18 protein-coding genes are annotated in these 20626 nt (G+C 65.2%); 13 read left to right on the forward strand and 5 right to left on the reverse strand.

Annotated features, from left to right (window positions below; genetic code table 11):
- The first annotated feature begins 6 nt into the window (after window positions 1-6).
- The 6 genes from ACP3TD_RS08680 (at window position 7) to dnaE (ending at window position 7000) form a co-directional block, all read left to right on the forward strand.
- Window positions 7-537, forward strand: a complete 531-nt coding sequence (locus ACP3TD_RS08680; RefSeq protein WP_015936785.1) for a cell division protein SepF — start codon at window positions 7-9, stop codon at window positions 535-537.
- Window positions 538-658: 121 nt separating this feature from the next.
- Window positions 659-946 carry a YggT family protein gene (locus ACP3TD_RS08685; RefSeq protein WP_426766806.1) on the forward strand — a complete coding sequence of 96 codons (288 nt, stop codon included), beginning with the start codon at window positions 659-661 and terminating at the stop codon, window positions 944-946.
- 176 nt (window positions 947-1122) lie between these two features.
- Window positions 1123-1809 carry a DivIVA domain-containing protein gene (locus ACP3TD_RS08690; RefSeq protein ID WP_015936787.1) on the forward strand — a complete coding sequence of 229 codons (687 nt, stop codon included), beginning with the start codon at window positions 1123-1125 and terminating at the stop codon, window positions 1807-1809.
- 91 nt (window positions 1810-1900) lie between these two features.
- On the forward strand, window positions 1901-2473 hold the full coding sequence (gene lspA / locus ACP3TD_RS08695) for a signal peptidase II (RefSeq protein WP_426766808.1): 573 nt from the start codon (window positions 1901-1903) through the stop codon (window positions 2471-2473).
- On the forward strand, window positions 2466-3392 hold the full coding sequence (locus tag ACP3TD_RS08700; protein ID WP_426766809.1) for an RluA family pseudouridine synthase: 927 nt from the start codon (window positions 2466-2468) through the stop codon (window positions 3390-3392). Before lspA ends, ACP3TD_RS08700 begins: the two co-directional genes overlap by 8 nt.
- Window positions 3393-3442: 50 nt before the next feature.
- The gene (gene dnaE, locus ACP3TD_RS08705; RefSeq protein WP_426766811.1) at window positions 3443-7000 is read left to right on the forward strand and encodes a DNA polymerase III subunit alpha; all 3558 of its coding nucleotides are present in this window, start codon (window positions 3443-3445) and stop codon (window positions 6998-7000) included.
- An 83-nt stretch (window positions 7001-7083) separates the two neighbouring features.
- Here the strand turns inward: dnaE and ACP3TD_RS08710 are convergent, their stop codons facing one another.
- Entirely contained in the window at window positions 7084-7584 is a 501-nt protein-coding gene (locus ACP3TD_RS08710; RefSeq protein ID WP_426766813.1) for a flavin reductase family protein, read from the reverse strand.
- A 153-nt stretch (window positions 7585-7737) separates the two neighbouring features.
- On the opposite strand from ACP3TD_RS08710, the gene ACP3TD_RS08715 reads away from it, so the two are divergent.
- From ACP3TD_RS08715 to nrdR, 3 genes are all read left to right on the forward strand, one after another.
- Window positions 7738-8280 carry a hypothetical protein gene (locus ACP3TD_RS08715; protein ID WP_426766815.1) on the forward strand — a complete coding sequence of 181 codons (543 nt, stop codon included), beginning with the start codon at window positions 7738-7740 and terminating at the stop codon, window positions 8278-8280.
- Window positions 8281-8289: 9 nt separating this feature from the next.
- Complete coding sequence (gene hisD, locus ACP3TD_RS08720; protein ID WP_426766817.1) at window positions 8290-9666, forward strand: histidinol dehydrogenase; 1377 nt, start codon at window positions 8290-8292, stop codon at window positions 9664-9666.
- 196 nt (window positions 9667-9862) lie between these two features.
- On the forward strand, window positions 9863-10366 hold the full coding sequence (nrdR, locus tag ACP3TD_RS08725; RefSeq protein WP_426766819.1) for a transcriptional regulator NrdR: 504 nt from the start codon (window positions 9863-9865) through the stop codon (window positions 10364-10366).
- Between the two features lie 217 nt (window positions 10367-10583).
- Here the strand turns inward: nrdR and ppgK are convergent, their stop codons facing one another.
- Entirely contained in the window at window positions 10584-11387 is an 804-nt protein-coding gene (ppgK, locus tag ACP3TD_RS08730; protein WP_091719522.1) for a polyphosphate--glucose phosphotransferase, read from the reverse strand.
- Between the two features lie 91 nt (window positions 11388-11478).
- The gene (gene map, locus ACP3TD_RS08735) at window positions 11479-12357 is read right to left on the reverse strand and encodes a type I methionyl aminopeptidase (protein ID WP_426766821.1); all 879 of its coding nucleotides are present in this window, start codon (window positions 12355-12357) and stop codon (window positions 11479-11481) included.
- Window positions 12358-12476: 119 nt separating this feature from the next.
- On the opposite strand from map, the gene ACP3TD_RS08740 reads away from it, so the two are divergent.
- Window positions 12477-12641, forward strand: a complete 165-nt coding sequence (locus ACP3TD_RS08740; protein ID WP_015936797.1) for an SPOR domain-containing protein — start codon at window positions 12477-12479, stop codon at window positions 12639-12641.
- Between the two features lie 33 nt (window positions 12642-12674).
- Here ACP3TD_RS08740 and panB read toward each other — a convergent pair whose 3' ends face one another.
- On the reverse strand, window positions 12675-13565 hold the full coding sequence (gene panB, locus ACP3TD_RS08745; RefSeq protein WP_426766823.1) for a 3-methyl-2-oxobutanoate hydroxymethyltransferase: 891 nt from the start codon (window positions 13563-13565) through the stop codon (window positions 12675-12677).
- A 274-nt stretch (window positions 13566-13839) separates the two neighbouring features.
- Between panB and ACP3TD_RS08750 the strand changes: the two genes are divergently transcribed.
- Genes ACP3TD_RS08750 through ACP3TD_RS08760 form a run of 3 tightly spaced genes read left to right on the forward strand, consistent with a single transcriptional unit; the run spans window position 13840 to window position 18733 of the window.
- On the forward strand, window positions 13840-15180 hold the full coding sequence (locus tag ACP3TD_RS08750; RefSeq protein WP_426766824.1) for a glutamine synthetase family protein: 1341 nt from the start codon (window positions 13840-13842) through the stop codon (window positions 15178-15180).
- Between the two features lie 9 nt (window positions 15181-15189).
- Window positions 15190-18201 carry a bifunctional [glutamine synthetase] adenylyltransferase/[glutamine synthetase]-adenylyl-L-tyrosine phosphorylase gene (locus tag ACP3TD_RS08755; RefSeq protein WP_426766826.1) on the forward strand — a complete coding sequence of 1004 codons (3012 nt, stop codon included), beginning with the start codon at window positions 15190-15192 and terminating at the stop codon, window positions 18199-18201.
- Entirely contained in the window at window positions 18191-18733 is a 543-nt protein-coding gene (locus ACP3TD_RS08760; RefSeq protein WP_426767175.1) for a GNAT family N-acetyltransferase, read from the forward strand. The genes ACP3TD_RS08755 and ACP3TD_RS08760 overlap by 11 nt, the downstream gene beginning before the upstream one ends.
- 285 nt (window positions 18734-19018) lie before the next feature.
- Here ACP3TD_RS08760 and glnA read toward each other — a convergent pair whose 3' ends face one another.
- The gene (glnA, locus tag ACP3TD_RS08765) at window positions 19019-20443 is read right to left on the reverse strand and encodes a type I glutamate--ammonia ligase (RefSeq protein WP_015936802.1); all 1425 of its coding nucleotides are present in this window, start codon (window positions 20441-20443) and stop codon (window positions 19019-19021) included.
- Window positions 20444-20626 lie beyond the last annotated feature (183 nt).

The following is a 20626-nucleotide window of genomic DNA, read 5'->3' on the forward strand; positions in this document are numbered from 1 at the left end:
TCGACCATGGCCGGCGCTCTGCGCAAGACAATGATCTATCTTGGGCTCGCCGACGGCGATGAGCATTACGAGTCCGAGCAACTGAACACACGTAAGGATGAGGACGAAACAATGGAAGCAGACCGCGAGGAACGCCGTGCACCTGCACCCGTCCGCGAGGTCAGCCGTGAAACGTCCTACACCCCCGAAGAGGAATACCGCGCCCCAGTGACCCCCATCAAGCGTGCGGCCTCCAGCCGCGAAGAGACCTCAGGCCTCCGCCAGATCACCACTATCCATCCGCGCTCCTACAACGATGCCAAACTCATCGGTGAGAGCTTCCGGGACGGCATTCCGGTGATTATGAACGTCACCGACATGGGTGAGTCGGATGCCAAGCGGTTGGTGGACTTCTCCGCCGGGCTGGTGTTCGGACTGCGTGGCAGCATCGAACGGGTCACCAACAAGGTGTTCCTCCTGTCGCCGTCCTACGTTGAGGTCATCGGCGACGACAAGAAGGCCAGCGACACCCAGGCCAGCTTCTTCAACCAGAGCTGACCCGCAGACGTTGAACGGATGCCAGGCAGGGACACCTGTCTGGCATCTGTGCTGAAATAGGAACAACACATCGGCGCCACCGCGGCATCGGCTTTTTGAACATGGAGATATGAGTTAAGGCATGGGAATTGTTTTCGGACTTGTCTATCTCGCGCTCCTGCTGTTTTTTGTTGCCCTGATCATCCGCCTGGTATTCGACTGGGTGCAGATGTTCGCCCGGGAATGGCGGCCGCGCGGCGTTGCCCTGGTGGTGGCGCACGCTGTTTACTCCATCACGGACCCGCCCTTGAAAGTGCTCCGCCGGCTGATCCCGCCGCTGCGTTTGGGCGGCATCACGCTGGACCTTGGATTCCTGATCCTCTTCATCGCGGTCAGCATTGCGATGGGAATCACCAGAAGCTTCGCCTGATTCAGAGATTTACACCCATGTAACGCAGGACGGTGCCACCGGGACCGGATAGTGTGAAGCAGGGAAACTCGAGTTTGACACTCCAGTGTTGAATTAGAGATAGCAGACCAAATTTAGGTACCGTAGTTTTGACGGCCGGAAGGCCTACTGACTAACCAGACCAGTGAGGTGACCAGATGGCTTTGACGCCAGAAGACGTTGTCAACAAGCGCTTTCAGCCGACCAAGTTCCGCGAGGGCTACGACCAGGACGAAGTCGATGACTTCCTGGACGAGATCGTCGTTGAACTTCGCCGCCTGAACCAGGAGAACGACGAGCTCCGCAAGAAGCTCGCCGAAGCTGGTTCCAGCGTTCCGGCAACCGCCGCTGCCGCCCCCGTGGTGGAGAAGGTTCCCGCGCCCGTCAAGGCTGACAAGGACGAAGCCCGCGAAAAGGCCGAAGCTGAGGCCAAGGCTGCCGAGGCGAAGAAGAAGGACGTCCAGCCGGCCGCTCCCGTCGCCGCAGCCCCTGCTGCTGCAGCGGCCTCCACCTCCACCCCCTCCGCTGAATCCGCTGCCGGCCTGCTGGCCATGGCGCAGCAGATGCACGACCGCCACGTCGCCGACGGCCAGTCGCAGAAGGACAAGATCATCGCCGAGGCGCAGATCGAAGCCAGCAGCCTCGTCAACGACGCCCAGGAAAAGTCCCGCAAGATCCTCGGTGCACTCGAGCAGCAGCGCTCCGTCCTGGAACGCAAGGTGGAGCAGCTCCGCGGCTTCGAGCGCGACTACCGCTCACGCCTGAAGGCCTACATCGAAGGCCAGCTGCGCGATCTGGATGCCCGCGGCTCCGTGGCGACGCCGGAAGTCAGCGAAGCCAACTAGCACGCACAGCACGTATTCTGAAAGCCGGTGGCTGAGGATTCCTCGGCCACCGGCTTTTGGCATTGACCCGGGTTTTACGAATGAAAGCACCATGACTGACGAACTTGCCGCCGGCGCTGCACGCCCTGTCCCGCCGTCACCCCGCCCACGACGCGGGGTGCTGCTGTCCTTCTTCGCCGGATTCGCAGTATTTGCCTACGTCTTCGACCAGCTGACCAAGATGTGGGTGACGTCCTCCATGGTGGAGGGCGAACGCATCCCGGTCCTGCCGCCACTTCTGCATTGGTACTTCATCCGAAACTCCGGCGCAGCCTTCTCCATCGGCGAGAACGTCACGTGGGTGTTTTCCATCATCATGGCCGCCGTCGCTGTCGCCATCCTCTTCCAGGTCCGGAAGCTGGGGTCTGCCTGGTGGGCCCTTGCGCTGGGCCTGCTGCTGGGCGGGGCGCTCGGCAACCTCACGGACCGGCTCTTCCGCGAACCCTCGTTCGGCATGGGCCATGTGGTGGACTTCATCCAGCTGCCCAACTTCGCCATCTTCAACATCGCCGATTCCGCGGTGGTCTCTGCCGTGGCCATCATCTGCATCCTGACTCTTCGCGGCATTTCCCTGGATGGCACCCGGGTGCATGCCGAGCGGAAGGGTACGGACGCCGATGCCTGAGCAGATCATCGTCACGGAAGAATACGGTGGCACCCGGGCAGATGCCGGCCTTGCAGCCATCATGGGGATTTCGCGCTCAGCCGCCGCTGCCCTGATCGCGGAAGGGCACGTGCTCAACCGGGGTAAAGCCCTTGGCAAGTCAGCGAAACTGGCGGCCGGCGACACGCTGGAGGTCACCATTCCGGAGCGGCGCGATCCGCTGGAAGTCGTGGAGGAAATTGTGGAAGGCCTGAAGATCCTGCTGGACGACGACGATTTCGTCGTCGTCGATAAACCGGTGGGGGTTGCCGCGCACCCTTCTCCCGGCTGGGTGGGGCCCACCGTGGTGGGCGGGCTGGCCGGTGCCGGATACCGCATCTCCACGTCCGGTTCGCCGGAACGGGCCGGGATTGTCCACCGGCTCGACGTCGGGACGTCCGGCGTGATGGTGGTCGCCAAATCCGAGAGGGCCTACACAGCCCTCAAGCGTGCGTTCAAGGAGCGCACGGTGGACAAGGTGTACCACGCCGTGGTCCAGGGCCTGCCGGATCCCCTGACCGGAACCATCGATGCCCCCATCGGCCGCCACCCTGGGCACGACTGGCGGTTTGCCGTGACGGAAGAGGGCCGGCCATCCGTGACCCACTATGAGGTGCTGGAAGCCTTTGGCAAGGCGTCGCTCGTGGAAGTGCACCTCGAGACCGGCCGCACGCACCAGATCCGCGTTCATTTCTCCGCACTCCGCCATCCCTGCGCGGGCGACCTCACGTACGGTGCGGATCCGCGCCTGGCTGCAACCCTTGGGCTCACGCGGCAGTGGCTCCATGCCCGGGAACTCGGCTTCGACCACCCGGTGACGGGTGAGCGGGTCCGCGTGACCAGCGACTATCCCCAGGACCTGGCCTTCGCCCTCGATGTGCTCGCCTCGGGACAGGCCTGATCGGCATCGTCCTGGCAGGGCCGTAACCGGGCAGCGCATAGAATAGTGCGGTGACTTCCAGCAATGATTCGTTTGTCCACCTTCACACCCACACCGAATATTCGATGCTGGATGGAGCCGCCCGGCTGGGGGAGCTGTTCGACGAAACCGAACGGCTGGGCATGCCTGCGCTGGCCACTACGGACCACGGCTACCTGTTCGGTGCGTTCGACTTCTGGCAGAAAGCCCAGGCCAAGGGCATCAAACCGATCATCGGCGTCGAAGCCTATGTGACTCCCGGAACCGCCCGCGGGGACAAGACCCGCGTCCGCTGGGGCGAGGAGAGCCAGCGCAAGGACGACATCTCCGGCGGTGGTTCGTATACCCACATGACTCTCCTGAGCTACAACAATGTGGGCATGCGGAACCTGTTCCGCGCATCCTCCATCGCATCCCTGGACTCCGTCTTCGGGAAATGGCCGCGGCTCGACCGGGAGCTGCTCAACACCTATTCCGAGGGCCTGATCGCCACCACCGGCTGCCCCTCCGGCGAGGTCCAGACCCGGCTGCGCCTGGGCCAGTACCGTGAGGCCGTGGAAGCCGCTGCGGAGTTCCGGGACATTTTCGGTGCCGAGAACTATTTCTGTGAACTGATGGACCATGGCCTGGACATCGAGCGGCGCGTCACCGGTGACCTGCTGCGCCTGGCCAAGGAACTGAACCTGCCGTTGGTGGCCACTAACGACCTCCACTACACCCACGAGCACGACGCGAAGGCGCACGAGGCGCTGCTGGCCATCCAGTCCGGTTCGACCCTGCTGGAGCCCACCTATGACAACGGCGGCTCCCGGTTTGCGTTCTCGGGCAGCGGCTACTACCTGAAGTCCCCGCAGGAAATGCGCGAGCTCTTCCGCGACCACCCCGAGGCCTGCGACAACACGCTGCTCATCGCCGAGCGCTGCGAGGTGTCGTTCAACACGAACGCCAACTTCATGCCGCGGTTCCCCTGCCCGCCGGGTGAGGATGAAACCTCCTGGCTGGTCAAGGAAGTGGACCTGGGCCTGCAGTACCGGTACCCCAAGGGCATCCCGGACGAGGTCCGCAAGCAGGCGGACTACGAGCTCGGCGTCATCACCTCGATGGGCTTCCCTGGCTACTTCCTTGTGGTGGCGGACTTCATCAACTGGGCCAAGAACAACGGCATCCGCGTCGGCCCGGGCCGTGGCTCCGGTGCCGGTTCCATGGTGGCGTACGCCATGCGAATTACGGACCTTGATCCGTTGCGGCACGGGCTGATCTTCGAACGCTTCCTCAACCCGGACCGCGTTTCCATGCCCGACTTCGACGTCGACTTCGATGACCGGCGCCGCTCCGAAGTCATCGACTACGTGACGCGCAAGTACGGCGACGAGCGCGTGGCCATGATCGTGACCTACGGCACCATCAAGACCAAGCAGGCTCTCAAGGACTCCTCGCGCGTGCTGGGTTACCCGTTCAGCATGGGGGAACAGCTCACCAAGGCCCTGCCCCCGGCCGTCATGGCCAAGGACATCCCGCTGGCAGACATCCAGAATCCGGAATCAAAAAGGTACAGCGAAGCAGGGGACTTCCGGCAGCTTGTCAGCACGGATCCGGAGGCCGCCAAGGTTTTCGAGACGGCCCTGGGCATCGAGGGCCTGAAACGCCAGTGGGGCGTGCACGCCGCCGGCGTCATCATGTCTTCGGACCCGATCATCGACGTCATCCCCATCATGCGCCGCTTCCAGGACGGCCAGGTGATCACCCAGTTCGACTACCCCACGTCCGAGGGCCTGGGCTTGATCAAGATGGACTTCCTGGGCCTGCGGAACCTGACGATCATTTCCGATGCCCTCGAGAACATCAAGATGAACCGCGGCATCGACCTGGACCTCGAGAACCTGGAGCTCGACGACGCGCCGTCCTATGAGCTCCTGGCCCGCGGCGACACCCTGGGCGTTTTCCAGCTCGACGGCGGACCCATGCGGTCCCTGCTCAAGCTGATGAAGCCTGACAACTTCGAAGATATTTCCGCTGTCCTTGCGCTCTACCGGCCCGGTCCCATGGGCGCCAACGCCCACACCGATTACGCGCTTCGCAAGAACGGCATCCAGGAAGTCATCCCCATCCACCCGGAACTGGAGGAACCCCTCAAGGAGATCCTCGGTGGGACCTACGGCCTGATCGTGTACCAGGAGCAGGTCATGGCCGTGGCGCAGAAGCTGGCAGGGTACTCGCTGGGCCAGGCAGACATCCTCCGCCGCGCCATGGGTAAGAAGAAGAAATCGGAACTGGACAAACAGTTCGCCGGCTTCTCCCAGGGCATGCAGGACAACGGCTACTCCATGGCGGCCGTGAAAACCCTCTGGGACATCCTGCTCCCGTTCTCGGACTACGCGTTCAACAAGGCCCACTCCGCCGCCTACGGCGTTATTTCGTACTGGACCGCCTACCTGAAGGCGCACTACGCACCCGAATACATGGCTGCGCTGCTGACGTCGGTGGGTGACGACAAGGACAAGTCGGCCATCTACCTCAACGAGTGCCGTCGCATGGGCATCACCGTCCTGCCACCGGACGTCAACGAATCGGCCCTGAACTTTACCCCTGTGGGCACGGACATCCGCTTCGGCATGGGCGCCATCCGCAACGTCGGCGTCAACGCGGTGGAGGCCATGGTTGCCGCCCGCGAGAGCGAGGGCGCCTACACGTCCTTCAAGGACTACCTGATGAAGGTACCGGCGGTGGTCTGCAACAAACGGACCATCGAGTCGTTGATCAAGTCCGGCGCCTTCGACTCCCTGGGCCACCACCGCCGCGCGCTGGCGATGATCCATGAGGAAGCCATTGACTCCGTGATCACGTTGAAGCGCAACGAGGCAATCGGCCAGTTCGACCTCTTCGCAGGCTTCGAGGAGGCCGAGTCCGAAGCGTCGTTGAGCATCGAGATCCCGGACTTGCCTGAGTGGGAGAAGAAGGACAAGCTCTCATTCGAGCGCGACATGCTGGGGCTTTACGTCTCGGACCACCCGCTCCAGGGCCTGGAAGGGGTCCTGAGCCAGCACGCGGAAATGAGCATCACCACCATCCTGGGTGAAGACGGGCCGCAGGACGGTGCCATCCTCACCATCGCGGGCATGATCACCTCGCTCAGCCGCAGGATTGCCAAGGCCAGCGGTAACGCCTACGCACGTGCCGAGGTGGAGGACCTGGGCGGTTCCATCGAGGTCATGTTCTTCGGCCAGGTCTACGGACCCATCGCGTCAGTGCTCGCCGAGGACCTGATTGTGGTGGTGAAGGGCCGCCTGCAGAAACGCGACGACGGCGCCATCACCCTGAACTGCATGGAACTGTCCGTCCCGGACCTCAGTGAAGGCCTGAACGGCCCGGTGGTCATCACCATGCCGACGCACAAGGCCACCGAGGCTGTGGTGACCGAACTCGGCGACGTGCTTCGAACCCACCGGGGCAATTCCGAGGTCCGGCTGCACCTGCAGGGCGACACCCGCACCGAGGTCATGGGCCTGCCTGTTCACCTGCGGGTCAACCCGAGCCCCTCGCTGTTCGGCGACCTCAAAGTCCTCCTGGGGCCCGCCTGCCTGGACGCCTAGGTGCCCTGCCCGCAGGGAAGCACGACGGCGGAAGCCGCCTTCCGCCGTCGTCCGACCCTCTGCGGAAGGTGTGTTTGCCGGGACTAGATTTCGTAGTCGAGGGGGACAGGCTGGCCGTAACCCCCGGCGTGGTACAGCAGGGGCGTGCCTTCGCCGCCCACCTGGCCGTCGACCACCTGGACGACCACCACGGCGTTGTTTTCGAAGGACAGGCGCATCTGCACTTCACCGATCAGCCAGCCCGCAACGTCCTTCAGCACGGGCACCCCGTGCGGCCCCGTTGCCCAGTGGTCGCCCTCAAATCGGTTTCCGGCGGCCGAAAAACGTGCGGCCAGCTGCTGGTTTTCGAGCCCCAGCATGTGGACTCCGAGGTACGTGGTGTTGGCCACGGCCGGCCAGGAACGCGAACTGCGGGCCATGTTGAAGGTGAACCGTGGCGGCTGGGCAGACAGCGAAGCCACCGACGTTGCCGTGAAGCCGTAGGGCTCGTCCTGGTAGTTGACCGTAATGATGGCCACCCCGGCTGCGTGGCGCCGGAACATTTCCCTGAACGTCCGTTCGAACGGCGCGCTGTTGTCGGTCACCCGTGACTCCTGAATGGTGGATGGGCAGTTGCTTGTTCCCTAACCCTATTGTCCGCCTTCCCCGGGAGAGCAACATTCCGACACAGGCGGGTGGTCAACAACCCGTAGCTGGGTCGCGGGCCGCCGGCAGGAACATTTGTTAAGGTTTGTGGCATGACACTTATACCCCGCCGGGACCGGCCGCGCCTGCCGTGGGCCCTCTTCGCCGTTCCTGCGGTTGCCGGCGTTCCCGCCGGAATCCTGTGGTGGCTGCTGGCGCCGGGCGGCCTCAACCTGATCACCCGGGACCCTGCGCTGGCTACCGGCTCCAACACCTCCGTCTGGCTGCCGCGGGACCTCACGCTCGCCGGCCTGATGGTCCTTGCCGGCTGCCTTCTTGCGGTGTTCCTGGCCGACCGCCGGCGCCCCCGGCCGGAGGCGTCGTTGGTGCTGGGCCTGGCCGGAGCGCTGGTTGGCAGCCTCCTTGCCTGGCAGGCAGGGATGCTGGCCGGACGGCTCTGGGGCACTCCGGTGGACACGTCCCTGAATGCAAACCTGGCGTTCTCCCTCCGCGCACTGCCGGTGCTGCTCCTGTGGCCGGCAGCCACCGCCATCTCCGTATTTGTCCTGGAGCTCCTGGAACAGCTTGGCCGGAAGCCCGGCGCAGGGAACCCGCTTGAGAACTCGGATGGCAGCAGCGGCCGCGGCGCCCCGTAAAATAGTCCGGTGACCATTTCATCGGAGTTCCCCGCCACCCCCGCCACTGCCGTGAACTTCCGGACGGTGGACGTCCGGGGCCGCAACCTGACCCTCGCCGCGCTCCGCGCGGCAGTGCCCCGCGCACAGGGACAGACGGTGGCCGACGCCGAAGAGAAGGTCCTCGACATCATCGGCGCCGTCCGCGCGAGGGGATTCGAGGCGCTGGCTGAGCTGGCGCTCCGGTTCGACGGTGTGGAGCAATCCCACCCCAGGGTGCCCGCGGAGGCCCTCGACTCGGCCCTGGACAACCTGGACCCCGCCGTCAGGAAGGCCCTCGAGGAATCCATCCGGCGCGCCCGTATCTTCGCTGACGGCCAGCGTCCCCGCAATGTTGACGTCGAACTCGGCGACGGCGCCCTGGTCAGCCAGAACTGGGTTCCGGTGGCACGGGTGGGCCTCTATGTACCCGGCGGCCTGGCCGTCTACCCGTCGTCGGTCATCATGAATGTGGTGCCCGCACTGGCCGCCGGCGTGGAATCCATCGCCCTGGCGTCGCCGCCGCAGAAGGAGTCCGGCGGGCTTCCGCACCCCACCATCCTTGCTGCAGCCGCCCTGCTGGGAATCACCGAGGTGTACGCCATCGGCGGCGCACAGGCGATCGCAGCCTTCGCCTACGGTGTTGATGCGACAGAGGCCGGCCCGGCCCTGGAGCCCGTGGACGTGGTGACGGGGCCAGGCAACATCTTCGTCGCCACTGCCAAGCGCCTGGTGAAGGGTGTGGTGGGCATCGATTCCGAGGCAGGCACCACCGAGATCGCAATCCTCGCCGACTCCACCGCGCAGCCTGCCCTGGTTGCTGCCGACCTGATCAGCCAGGCAGAACACGACCCCCAGGCGGCGTCGGTCCTGATCACGGATTCGGACGACCTCGCCGCTGCCGTGCGTGCGGAGTTGGACCTGCAGGCCGCGTCTACCAGGCATTCCGACCGTGTCCGGGAGGCCCTGTCCGGCCCGCAATCCGGCGTGGTGCTGGTGGACGGCCTGGAACAGGGCATCGCTGCCTGTGATGCCTATGCCGCCGAGCACCTGGAGATCATGACCAAGGACGCGTCTGCCGTTGCGGCGCGGATCAGGAACGCCGGGGCAATCTTCGTGGGGGACTACAGCCCCGTCAGCCTTGGCGACTACTGCGCCGGTTCCAACCACGTGCTCCCCACCAGCGGAACCGCGGCCTTCTCCTCCGGCCTGAACGTCACCACGTTCCTGCGGGCCATCCAGGTGGTGAACTACAGCCGGGACGCGCTTGCCGAAGTCAGCAGCCACATCGTGAACCTGTCGCGCGCGGAGGACCTGCCCGCCCACGGTGACGCGGTCACGGCGCGTTTCCCGGGTGCCGCCGGCTAAGCCCCCGAAAGGGCTCTGGCACTACATGTAGTTGGTGTGTCCACTACATGTAGTAATGACACGCTTGTTATTCATCTGCCAGCCGCCGTAAACTGGAGGCTGCGGCAGCGATGCCGCCAACCTGTGCCACCATAGTCTTCACCTGCTGAATGCCGATTCCACAGTCCCCGATGGGACCCTGCGAGAGAGGGACGCCATGTACTGTCCGTTCTGCCGCAATCCCGACTCCCGGGTGGTGGACAGCCGGATGGCTGACGACGGGTCCGCCATCCGCCGGCGCCGCCAGTGCCCGGAGTGCGGGCGCAGGTTCACCACCGTGGAGACCACCAGCCTGTCGGTCATTAAGCGGTCCGGTGTTGGCGAGCCCTTCAGCCGCAGCAAGGTCATCAACGGTGTCCGCAAGGCCTGCCAGGGGCGCCCTGTGAGTGAGGACGACCTCGCCATGCTGGCGCAGGAAGTCGAAGAGCAGATCCGCGCTTCCGGCGCCGCGGAAATCGACGCCCATGAGGTGGGCCTGGTCATTCTTGGTCCGCTGCAGAAGCTGGATGAGGTCGCCTACCTTCGCTTCGCGAGCGTCTACCAGGCCTTCGAATCCCTTGAGGACTTTGAGGCAGCCATCGCCCAGCTTCGCCACGAGGCGCAGGAAGATGCCACGGAAAGTCCCGCCCCGCCGCGAAAGCCGGAAAAGACTTCCCTATAAGACTTCCGGCGGCAGCTGCGGAGGGGAAGCCGCAGCTGCCGCCGGTACCTCATCCGCTCGGCGCGGCCTGATCAGCCATGAACGTCCAGTGCGGCGTCCTGCGGATCATCAATATGCAGTGCACATAAACGCAGAACACTAAAACGCTGAACACCCCTCCCGGATCCGGAAGGGGTGTTCAGCGTTAACCGTAAGGGGCCCGGCGTCGCGGTGCAGCCTACTTGGTGAGCTTGTGCTGCAGCGCTATTTCCACGGCGGCGCCCACAATCCCGGCTTCGTTCCGGAGCACCGCCGGGACAATCGGGGTGCGGAGCTTGAGGTTGGGCAGGTATTCGTCGGCACGCTTGGAGATGCCGCCGCCAACGATGAACAGTTCGGGGGAGAACAGGAACTCAACGTGGGAGAAGTAGCGCTGCAGCAGCACGCTGTATTCATCCCAAGACAGCCCGTCCCGCTCACGTGCCACGGCCGACGCCTTGGTCTCTGCATCGAAACCGTCCACCTCCAGGTGGCCCAGCTCGGCGTTCGGGACGAGCTTGCCGTCGAAGATGAAGGCCGAGCCGATGCCGGTGCCAAGCGTGATGACCAGGACGGTTCCCTTGACGCCTTCGCCCGCGCCGTAGCGGGCTTCTGCGAGTCCGGCGGCATCGGCGTCGTTGATTACCTCAACCGGGCGGCCAAGCCGGGCGGTGAGGAGGGCGTCGATGTCCGTATCGAGCCAGCTCTTATCCACATTCGCGGCGGAGTGGACCACTCCGTGCTGGATGATGCCGGGGAAGGTCACGCCGACCGGCGAGCCGGCCTCCGGGGCCTCGGGACGCGCTGAGAGCTCTGCCACCACCAGTGCCACAGCCTCTGCCACGGCCTCGGGGGTGGCCGGCTGCGGCGTGGGTACACGGAACCGGTCGCCCAGCAGCTTGCCCTTTTTCAGGTCGACGATGCCGCCCTTGATTCCCGTGCCTCCGATGTCGATGCCGATCAGTGGGGCGTTCTTGTGCGACTTCTCGTCTTTCTTGGCCAATGGGTTTCCGTTCGTGGCAGGGGACGGGCAGGGAATAGGGTGCCGGGCGGCTTGCAGCTCTCGCAGGCCGGTGCGGCCGCAGGGCGGCGCGCTACGGCAGGGTGAGGATTTCGGCGCCGCTTTCGGTGACGAGGAGGGTGTGCTCGAACTGGGCGGTGCGCTTGTGGTCTTTGGTGACAACGGTCCAGTCGTCGGCCCACATGTCCCATTCCACGGTGCCCAGGGTGAGCATCGGTTCGATGGTGAAGACCATGCCGGCTTCGATGACGGTGTTGTAGGCCGGGGCGGCGTCGTAGTGCGGGATGATCAGCCCGGTATGGAAAGCCTCGCCCACGCCGTGCCCGGTGAAGTCCCGGACCACACCGTATCCGAAGCGCTTGGCATAGGACTGGATGGCGCGGCCAATGACGTTGATTTCGCGGCCCGGGGCAACGGCCTTGATGGCCCTGTTCAGGGATTCCTGCGTCCGTTCCACCAGGAGCCGGGAATCCTGATCCACGTCGCCCACCAGGAAGGTGTAGTTGGTGTCGCCGTGGACGCCATTGATGAAGGCGGTGATGTCGATGTTGATGATGTCCCCGTCCTGGACCACCGTGCTGTCCGGGATGCCGTGGCAGATGACCTCGTTTAGCGAAGAGCACAGTGATTTGGGAAAGCCGCGGTAGCCGAGCGTGGAGGGGTAGGCGTTGTGGTCGAGGAGGAACTCATGCCCCACCTTGTCCAGCTGGTCGGTGGTGACGCCGGGCTCAATGTGCTTTCCCACCTCGACGATGGCCTGGGCCGCGATCTTCCCCGCGATGCGGATCTTCTCGATGGTCTCCGTTGATTTCACTTCGGAGCCGGTGAATTTGGCAGGGGCGGGTTTGCCCACGTACTCCGGGCGGGGGATGGACGCCGGGACGGGACGCTGCGGGCTGACGGTACCGCGGGTGAGGGTGCCGATGGGTGCAGTCGAGGCAAGGGAAGGCATAGATTGATCATATAAGGCACCACAGAACGCCTAACAACCGCGAAGCCGGGCACGCCGCCGTAAGAATCAACGTTACGCGGATCACGTTCCGGAAGCGCCGGCCGAACCGAGGAGCAGCAATGCCTGAGTACTGGTACAACGTCAATACCCACGAGGTCGAAGAGGACAGGCTTTCCGACTGGAGCCAGCTGATCGGGCCCTACAAGACGAGGGAAGAGGCCGAGCACGCAATTGAAAAGGTCCGCGCCCGTAACGAGGCTTGGGAAAAGGGCGACGACGACTGACGGGCAGGCGCCCGCCCTGAAGCAGGTGCCGGCCTAGAAGGAGTGCTCGGGGCCGGGGAACTGTCCGGTCCGGACGTCGTTGCCGTACTCCGTGGCCGCGTCGAGAAGCGTACTGCGCAGGTCCGCGTACTGCTTGACGAACTTTGCCATCCGGCCGCCGCGGAGTCCGGCCATGTCCTGCCAGACGAGCACCTGGCCGGTGGTTTCCTTGCCCGCGCCGATGCCCACGGTGGGAACCTCGACGGCGGCGTCCACGGCGGCTGCGGTGTCGGCCGGGACCATTTCCATGAGGACACAGAACGCGCCCGCCCCGGCCAAAGCGACGGCGTCGTCGATCAGCCGCTGTGCATCGTCGCCGCGTCCCTGGACCCGGTAACCGCCCAGGGCATGTTCGCTCTGCGGGGTGAAACCGATGTGGGCCATCACCGGAACGCCGGCCTGGACCATGGCCCGGACCGTGGGGGCGTAGTAGGCGCCGCCTTCGATCTTGACTGCGTGGGCCAGGCCCTCTTTCAGGAAGCGCACGCCGGTGGCCACCGCCTGCTCCGCGGAAACCTCGTAGCTGCCGAAAGGCAGGTCCGCCACCACCAGTGCGCGTTTGGCGGTGCGTGCGACCGCCCGGCACAGGGGAAGGAGCTCGTCAACGGTGACGGGCAGGGAAGTTTCGTTCCCAAAGACGTTGTTGGAGGCGGAGTCGCCCACCAGCAGGACTTCGATCCCGGCGGCGTCAAAGATTTCGGCCGTGTACTGCTCGTAGGCGGTCAGCATCGCGAACCGTGTTCCGTCGCGCTTGGCCTGCTGCAGGTGGTGGATGCGTACCTTGGCCGGCTTCCGCTCTGCTGCGGGCGCAGGCTGCACAGGGCCAGTGCCGTAAGGGGCGGGTACTTCGGCGGACGCGCGTGATTCGGAGCTGTTGGAGGCCATGGGACGAGCGTAGTGCGGTACCGGCCGTCCTAGCTACCGCGGGGGCGGGCGCCAAAGGTGATAACAGTCATAACCAAAGGTGCCGGCCGGCTGGCGGGAACGGCCAAACCGGCGCCGCGGGCCGCCGCGGACCGTGCGCCAGGTTAATGCTGTGTTACGTGCGGCGCAGGCTCAAGCATCGGCGTCGAATGCTTAGTACAGTGTTTGTGAACTGCTGCCGGCTTTCCCCTTGCGTGGACCCGGAGCATGGACGTTGACCGGAGAAGAGGCCATCATGGACCGCCAGCAAGAATTTGTCCTGCGCACAATCGAAGAGCGCGACGTACGTTTCGTGCGCCTGTGGTTCACCGACGTCGTGGGATCGCTGAAGTCCGTGGCGTTGGCGCCGGCGGAAGTTGAAGGGGCATTCGAGGAAGGCCTTGGCTTCGACGGTTCCTCCATCGAGGGCCTGGCCCGCGTCTTCGAATCGGACATGCTGCTGCAGCCCGACCCGGCGACCTTCCAGATCCTGCCCTGGCGCGGTGAGACCGAACAGACCTCGCGGATGTTCTGCGACATCCTGACGCCTGACGGTGAGCCGTCTGCAGCGGACCCCCGCAACGTCCTTAAGCGGACCCTGGCCAAGGCCGCAGACATGGGCTTTACCTGCTATACGCATCCGGAGATTGAGTTCTACCTCCTGAAGTCCCAGGAACTGGGTGCTGACGGCGCTCCTGTGCCGGTGGACGAGGGCGGTTACTTCGACCACGTGCCCGGTGGCGTGGCCCAGGACTTCCGCAGGACCGCTGTCACCATGCTTGAGTCTGTGGGGATCTCGGTGGAATTCAGCCACCACGAGGGCGGCCCGGGCCAGAACGAGATCGATCTCCGCTACGCCGACGCCCTCCAGACCGCGGACAACATCATGACGTTCCGCACTGTTATTAAGGAGGTGGCACTCCAGCAGGGAACCTACGCCACCTTCATGCCCAAACCGTTCACGGCCCACCCGGGTTCGGGCATGCACACGCACTTCTCCCTGTTCGAAGGGGACAGCAACGCATTCTTCGAGGCCGGTGCCGAATACCAGCTGTCCAAGACGGCCCGCCAGTTCATTGCAGGCATCCTCAAGCACGCGCCCGAATTCACCGCCGTCACCAACCAGTTCGTGAACTCCTACAAGCGCCTCTGGGGCGGTGGCGAAGCACCGAGCTACCTGAGCTGGGGCCACAACAACCGTTCCGCCCTGGTGCGCGTGCCCCTGTACAAGCCGGGTAAGGGCCAGTCCGCCCGGATCGAGTACCGCGGCATCGATTCCGCCACCAACCCGTACCTGGCGTACGCCGTGCTGCTGGGTGCCGGCCTCAAGGGCATCGAGGAAGGCTACGACCTCCCGGCCGCAGCGGAGGACGACGTCTGGTCGCTGAGCTCGGCTGAGCGCCGGGCCATGGGGCACGACCCCCTGCCGGCCAGCCTGCACGACGCCATCCGGGCCATGGAGGATTCGGAACTGATGCCGCAGATCCTCGGCGAGCAGGTGTTCGAGCACTTCCTCCGCAACAAGCGGGCCGAATGGCAGGATTACCGCCTGCAGGTGACGCCTTACGAGCTGCAGCGCAACCTCGGTATCCTTTAGGCTGCGGGCGTGAGCCTGGCACGCCGCCTGATCGCGGCCGGTTTCAGCGACCTCGAAAAGGGCGAACGCTTCCTGGCGGCCCGTGAGCTGGAAGGGCTGGACCAGGACCGGCTGTTTGCCGGGCTCCAGCTGTCGGCCAGCCCGGACGCGGCCCTGCAGTCCTTGGTACGGCTGATCGAAAAACACCCCGACCTGCGTGCCGTGGCCGGTGCGGATCCCGACACCAGTGAACCGCTGTACCGGGTCCTCGGCGCCTCGGAGGCCCTGGGCGAGTTCCTGATCCGCCACCCCGAACACCTCACGGCGTTCAACGTCCGCACCAGTCCGGAGCCCCTTCCCGCTGACCCCGCGGAGCTGCGGTCAACGTTGCTGCAGTCGGTGGGCGCTGATCCCCGCGCCGCGCGTCCCGTAGCTGCCGTGACGGGCGCGGAGGCCTACGCTGCGTTGCGGACGGCGTACCGCAGGGGAGTGGTGGACCTGGCCATCAAGGATCTCTGCGCCGCGGACCCGCTGGACTTCCTGCCGTCAGTGGGAGGCGAGCTGGCCGACCTCGCCGGCGCGGCCATCGAAGCCGGCCTTGCCGTGTCGCGGGCGGAGGCGGCAGAACAGTTCGACGCCGCCGACGTCGCCGACGTGGGCCTGGCCGTCATCGGAATGGGCAAATGCGGCGCCCGCGAGCTGAACTACATCTCCGACGTCGACGTCATCTACGTCATCGATGCCGGGCAGCTGGAGGACGCGCACGCGAACACCATCGGAACCGCGTTGGCCAGCGGTATCTCCCGTGCCATCTCCTCCGTGGCGCGCGAACCCGGCCTCTGGGAAGTCGATGCGAACCTAAGGCCGGAGGGCAAATCCGGGCCGCTCGTACGCACCCTGGCCTCCCACGAGGCCTACTATGCACGCTGGGCCGAAAGCTGGGAGTTCCAGGCGCTCCTGAAGGCGCGCACCATTGCCGGGGACGCCCGGCTGGGCCGCCGGTACGAGGAAGCGGTGGCCCCGCTGATCTGGAATTCCGCAAGCCGCGACGGGTTTGTCGAGTCCGTGCAGGCCATGCGCCGCCGGGTGACCGAGCACATCCCCGCTGCCGAGGAGCAGCGGCAAATCAAACTGGGCCGCGGCGGCCTGCGCGACGTGGAGTTCACGGTCCAGTTGCTGCAGCTGGTCCACGGCAAGGCAGATGAGGCATTACGACGGCGGGACACCACGTCGGCGATCGCGGCCCTGTCGGCGGGCGGTTACATCGGGCGCACGGACGCCGCAGCCTTCGACAACGCCTACCGGTACCTTCGGCTCCTGGAGCACCGGATCCAACTGTTCCAGCTGCGCCGCACCCACCTGATGCCGGTGGCCGAACCGGCGCTGCGTGCCCTGGCGAAGGGGGTGCTTGGCCCGTTCTCCAACGAGCGTCCGCACCCTGATGCCCTCCTGGCCGCCTGGCAAAAGACCAAACGGTCCGTCCGGGAACTTCACGAACGGATCTTCTACCGGCCCCTGCTCAACACTGCGGCCAAGCTCAGCAGCGAGGATGCCAGGCTCACCCCCGAGGCCGCACAGGCCCGGCTGGCAGCGCTTGGATACAGTGACCCGCAGGGCGCCATGCGGCACATCGAAGCCCTGACGGCCGGTGTCAGCCGGCGGGCTGCCCTGCAGCGCCAGCTGCTTCCCATCCTCCTGGACTGGCTCGCCGAGGGGGTGGATCCCGACGCCGGCCTGCTCGCCTTCCGTCGGGTCAGCGAGGCCTTGGGAACCACCCATTGGTACCTTGGCCTGCTCCGCGACTCGAACGCCGCCGCCGAGCGGCTCTGCCACATGCTCTCCAACTCGCGGCTGATTGCCGACCTGCTGGAAGTGTCCCCGGAGTCGGTTGCCTGGCTGGGGCAGGACAAGGACCTTGTTCCGGTGTCCTTCGAAGCGCAGTGGCAGGAAATCACGTCCAAGATGTCACGGCACGCCGATCCGGAAAGCGCCATGCGCCTGATCCGGCTCATCCGCCGGCGGGAAATCCTCCGGATCGCCGTCGCCGACTCGGCAGGGCTGCTCGACCAGGACCAGGTGGGCTCCGCCCTCGCGGATACTGACCGGGCCGCGGTCCTGGGTGCCCTGCGCGTGGCCGAGGGGATCGTCTCGGCGGGCGGACCCCTGAAGACCGCGCTGCTTGTGGTTGCCATGGGCCGGCAGGGCGGGCGGGAAATCGGGTACGGCTCCGACGCGGATGTCATGTACGTCCACCGGGCTTTGCCAGGCTTTTCCGAGGCTGAAGCCCAAGAGCAGGCGGGCAGGATCGTGGCCAAGGTGTCCAGCCTGCTGACCCAGCCGTTGAAGCCGGCCATTATGGCCGAACGCGTCCTGCAGATGGACGCTGACCTTCGGCCGGAAGGCAAGAACGGAGCCATGGTCCGCTCCCTGGAATCCTTCGCCGAGTACTACCGGCGCTGGTCATTGATCTGGGAAGCCCAGGCGCTGCTCCGCGCGCGTCCGATGGCCGGTGACGACGGCCTCGCAGCCGACTTCCTGGCCCTGATCGACCCCATCCGCTATCCGGAGTCCGTTGCGGGGCAGGACATCCGGGAGATCCGCAGGGTGAAGGCCCGGGTGGAGTCGGAACGGTTGCCCCGCGGCGCCGATCCAGCGCGGCACCTGAAGCTGGGCCGGGGTGGCCTGAGCGACGTTGAATGGCTGGTCCAGCTGCTCCAGCTTCAGCACGCCGGCGAACACCCGGAGCTGCGGACGACGTCCACCCTTCCGGCGCTGGAGGCCGCGGCTGCGCTGGGGCTGCTGTCCCGGGACGACGCCGAGACGCTGGCGCAGGCCTGGCGGCTGGCGAGCAGAATCAGGTCCGCGAACGTCATCTGGAACGGGAAGGCGTCCGACCTTCTGCCCTCATCCCGCCGCGACCTGGAAGCGGTGGCGCGATGGTGCGGCTACGAGCCCGGCCACGCCGCAGCCCTGGAGGAGGATTACCTCCGGGTCAGCCGGCGGGCACGTGGAGTCTTTGAGCGCAATTTCTATGGGCACTGACGGGTTCTTTGGAGCCGTCTGGATCATCCCGCTGCGGGACCTGGATGCGGACGCCCAGGCAATCCACTTGGACGCTGTGGCAAGGCTCCAGCTAGGGCCCGGCCAGGAGAGATTTGTGGGTGATCCGTTGCGGATGGCCCTCACCGGCTTGGTCGAAGAGGGCCGGCATCCCTTCGTGATGGAGGCCGGCGGGCGGGCAATAGGCGTGCTCACCCTGCAATCAGGGGCAGCCACCCTGGCCGGCTGGCCGGATGACGGCTCCGCCTGGCTGCTCCGCGGCTTCCTCGTGGACCGGCGCCACCAGGGCAAAGGCCTGGGGACGCTGGGAGCCGCCGCAGCCGTGGTGGCGGCAGGAAAACTCGAGCGCGGGCACCCAACCGGTGCATCCGGCGTCGTACTCTCCGTCAACGAGGCCAACGGCCCGGGCCTTGCCGCGTACCTGAAGGCCGGTTTTGTGGATTATGGCCAGTACACCGGCGGATCTTCGGGGCCGCAGCGCACCCTGTTCATGCCGTTCGCCAAGCCACAATGAGGTAACACCGGCGGGCCCTTATTGCGCTGGGAAACCGTTTAATCGATGATGTGGAATGGCGGTGTCCTTCAACCTTGTTGGGGGGAAGGCTCGAACAGTCTTCGTCTCGGGGGACATTCGTCAGGAGGCCTGGCTCCCGGTCTCAGCACGTCTGGAGCCGGGCCTCCACCTTTTTTATTTATTCCGGGCATTCGGCCCGGGAACGCGAAAGGCGGCCACCGGATCACCGGTGGCCGCCTTTCGCTGTCTCAGCAGGCCTGGCAGTAATGCCAGACGGACTGGAGACTAGACGCCGTAGTAGAGCTCGAACTCGTAGGGGTTCGGGCGCAGGGACAGCGGGCGGATCTCGTTCTCGTACTTGTACTCGATCCAGGTGTCGATCAGGTCCTGGGTGAAGACGCCGCCGGCCTGCAGGAACTCGTTGTCCTCGCGCAGTGCTTCCAGGGCTTCTTCCAGGGTGCCCGGAGCCTTGGGGATGTCCTTGGCTTCCTCGGCGGGCAGCTCGTAGAGGTCCTTGTCGATCGGTGCCGGCGGCTCGATGCGGTTGCGGATGCCGTCAATGCCGGCCATCAGCTGGGCAGCGAACGCCAGGTACGGGTTCGAAGACGGGTCCGGAGCCCGGAATTCGATGCGCTTGGCCTTGGGGTTGGAGCCCGTGATCGGGATGCGGATACCGGCGGAGCGGTTGCCCTGCGAGTAGACCATGTTGACCGGAGCTTCGAAGCCCTTGACCAGGCGGCGGTAGGAGTTCACCGTCGGGTTGGTGAAGGCCAGGACGGCGTCGGCGTGCTTCAGCAGGCCGCCGATGTACCAGCGGGCAGTGTCGGACAAGCCGGCGTAGCCCTTCTCGTCGTAAAACAGCGGATCGCCGTTGCTCCACAGCGACTGGTGGCAGTGCATGCCCGAGCCGTTGTCACCGAAGACCGGCTTCGGCATGAAGGTGACCGACTTGCCCCAGGCGTCAGCGGTGTTCTTGATGACGTACTTGAACTTCTGCAGGTCATCGGCAGCGTGGGTCAGGGTGGTGAACTTGTAGTTGATCTCGGCCTGGCCGGCGGATCCAACTTCGTGGTGGCTGCGCTCGACCTCGAGGCCGGCCTCATCCAAGGCAACACACATGGCGTCGCGCAGGTCGGCCTGCTTGTCCGTGGGGGAAACCGGGAAGTAGCCGCCCTTGACGGGCGTCTTGTAACCGAGGTTTCCGCCCTCTTCCTCACGGCCGGTGTTCCAGTGCGCTTCTTCGGAGTCGATCTTGTAGAAGCTGCCCTGCGGGGAGGACTGGTACTGGACGTTGTCGAAGACGAAGAACTCGGCCTCGGGAGCGAAGAACGCGGTGTCAGCGATGCCGGTGGAAGCCAGGTACGCTTCGGCCTTCTCGGCCACGCCGCGGGGGTCGCGGTGGTAGGGATCGCCGGTGCGCGGGTTCACGATGGAGAAGTTCAGCGCGAGGGTCTTTTCCATGCGGAAGGTGTCCAGGAACGCGGTGGTCACATCGGGGATCAGCTGCATGTCCGATTCGGCGATGCCCTGGAAGCCACGGATGGAAGAACCGTCGAAGAGCTGGCCGTTGACGAAGAAGTCAGCGTCAACGCTCTTAGCCGGAACGTTGAAGTGCTGCTGGACGCCGGGAAGGTCGGTGAAGCGGATATCGACGAACTTTACATCTTCGTCCTTGATGAACTTGAGGACTTCGTCCGCAGTCTTGAACATCTATGCTCCTAACGCATATGTAAATATCTGGCCGCAGCCATATGATCCAGCGCAATCCGAAAGCAGGGAAGACGCAAGGTTTTCCCTGCTGTGGCCCTGCCGCAGATACCTGCCGGGGAGATTGCTTGAAACTGCTAACAGCCTATGGACGCGGCATTTCCCGTCCGTGTCCACATTGTTTCG

The sequence above is a fragment of the Pseudarthrobacter sp. 1G09 genome, assembly GCF_050038305.1.
Taxonomy (GTDB): domain Bacteria; phylum Actinomycetota; class Actinomycetes; order Actinomycetales; family Micrococcaceae; genus Arthrobacter; species Arthrobacter equi.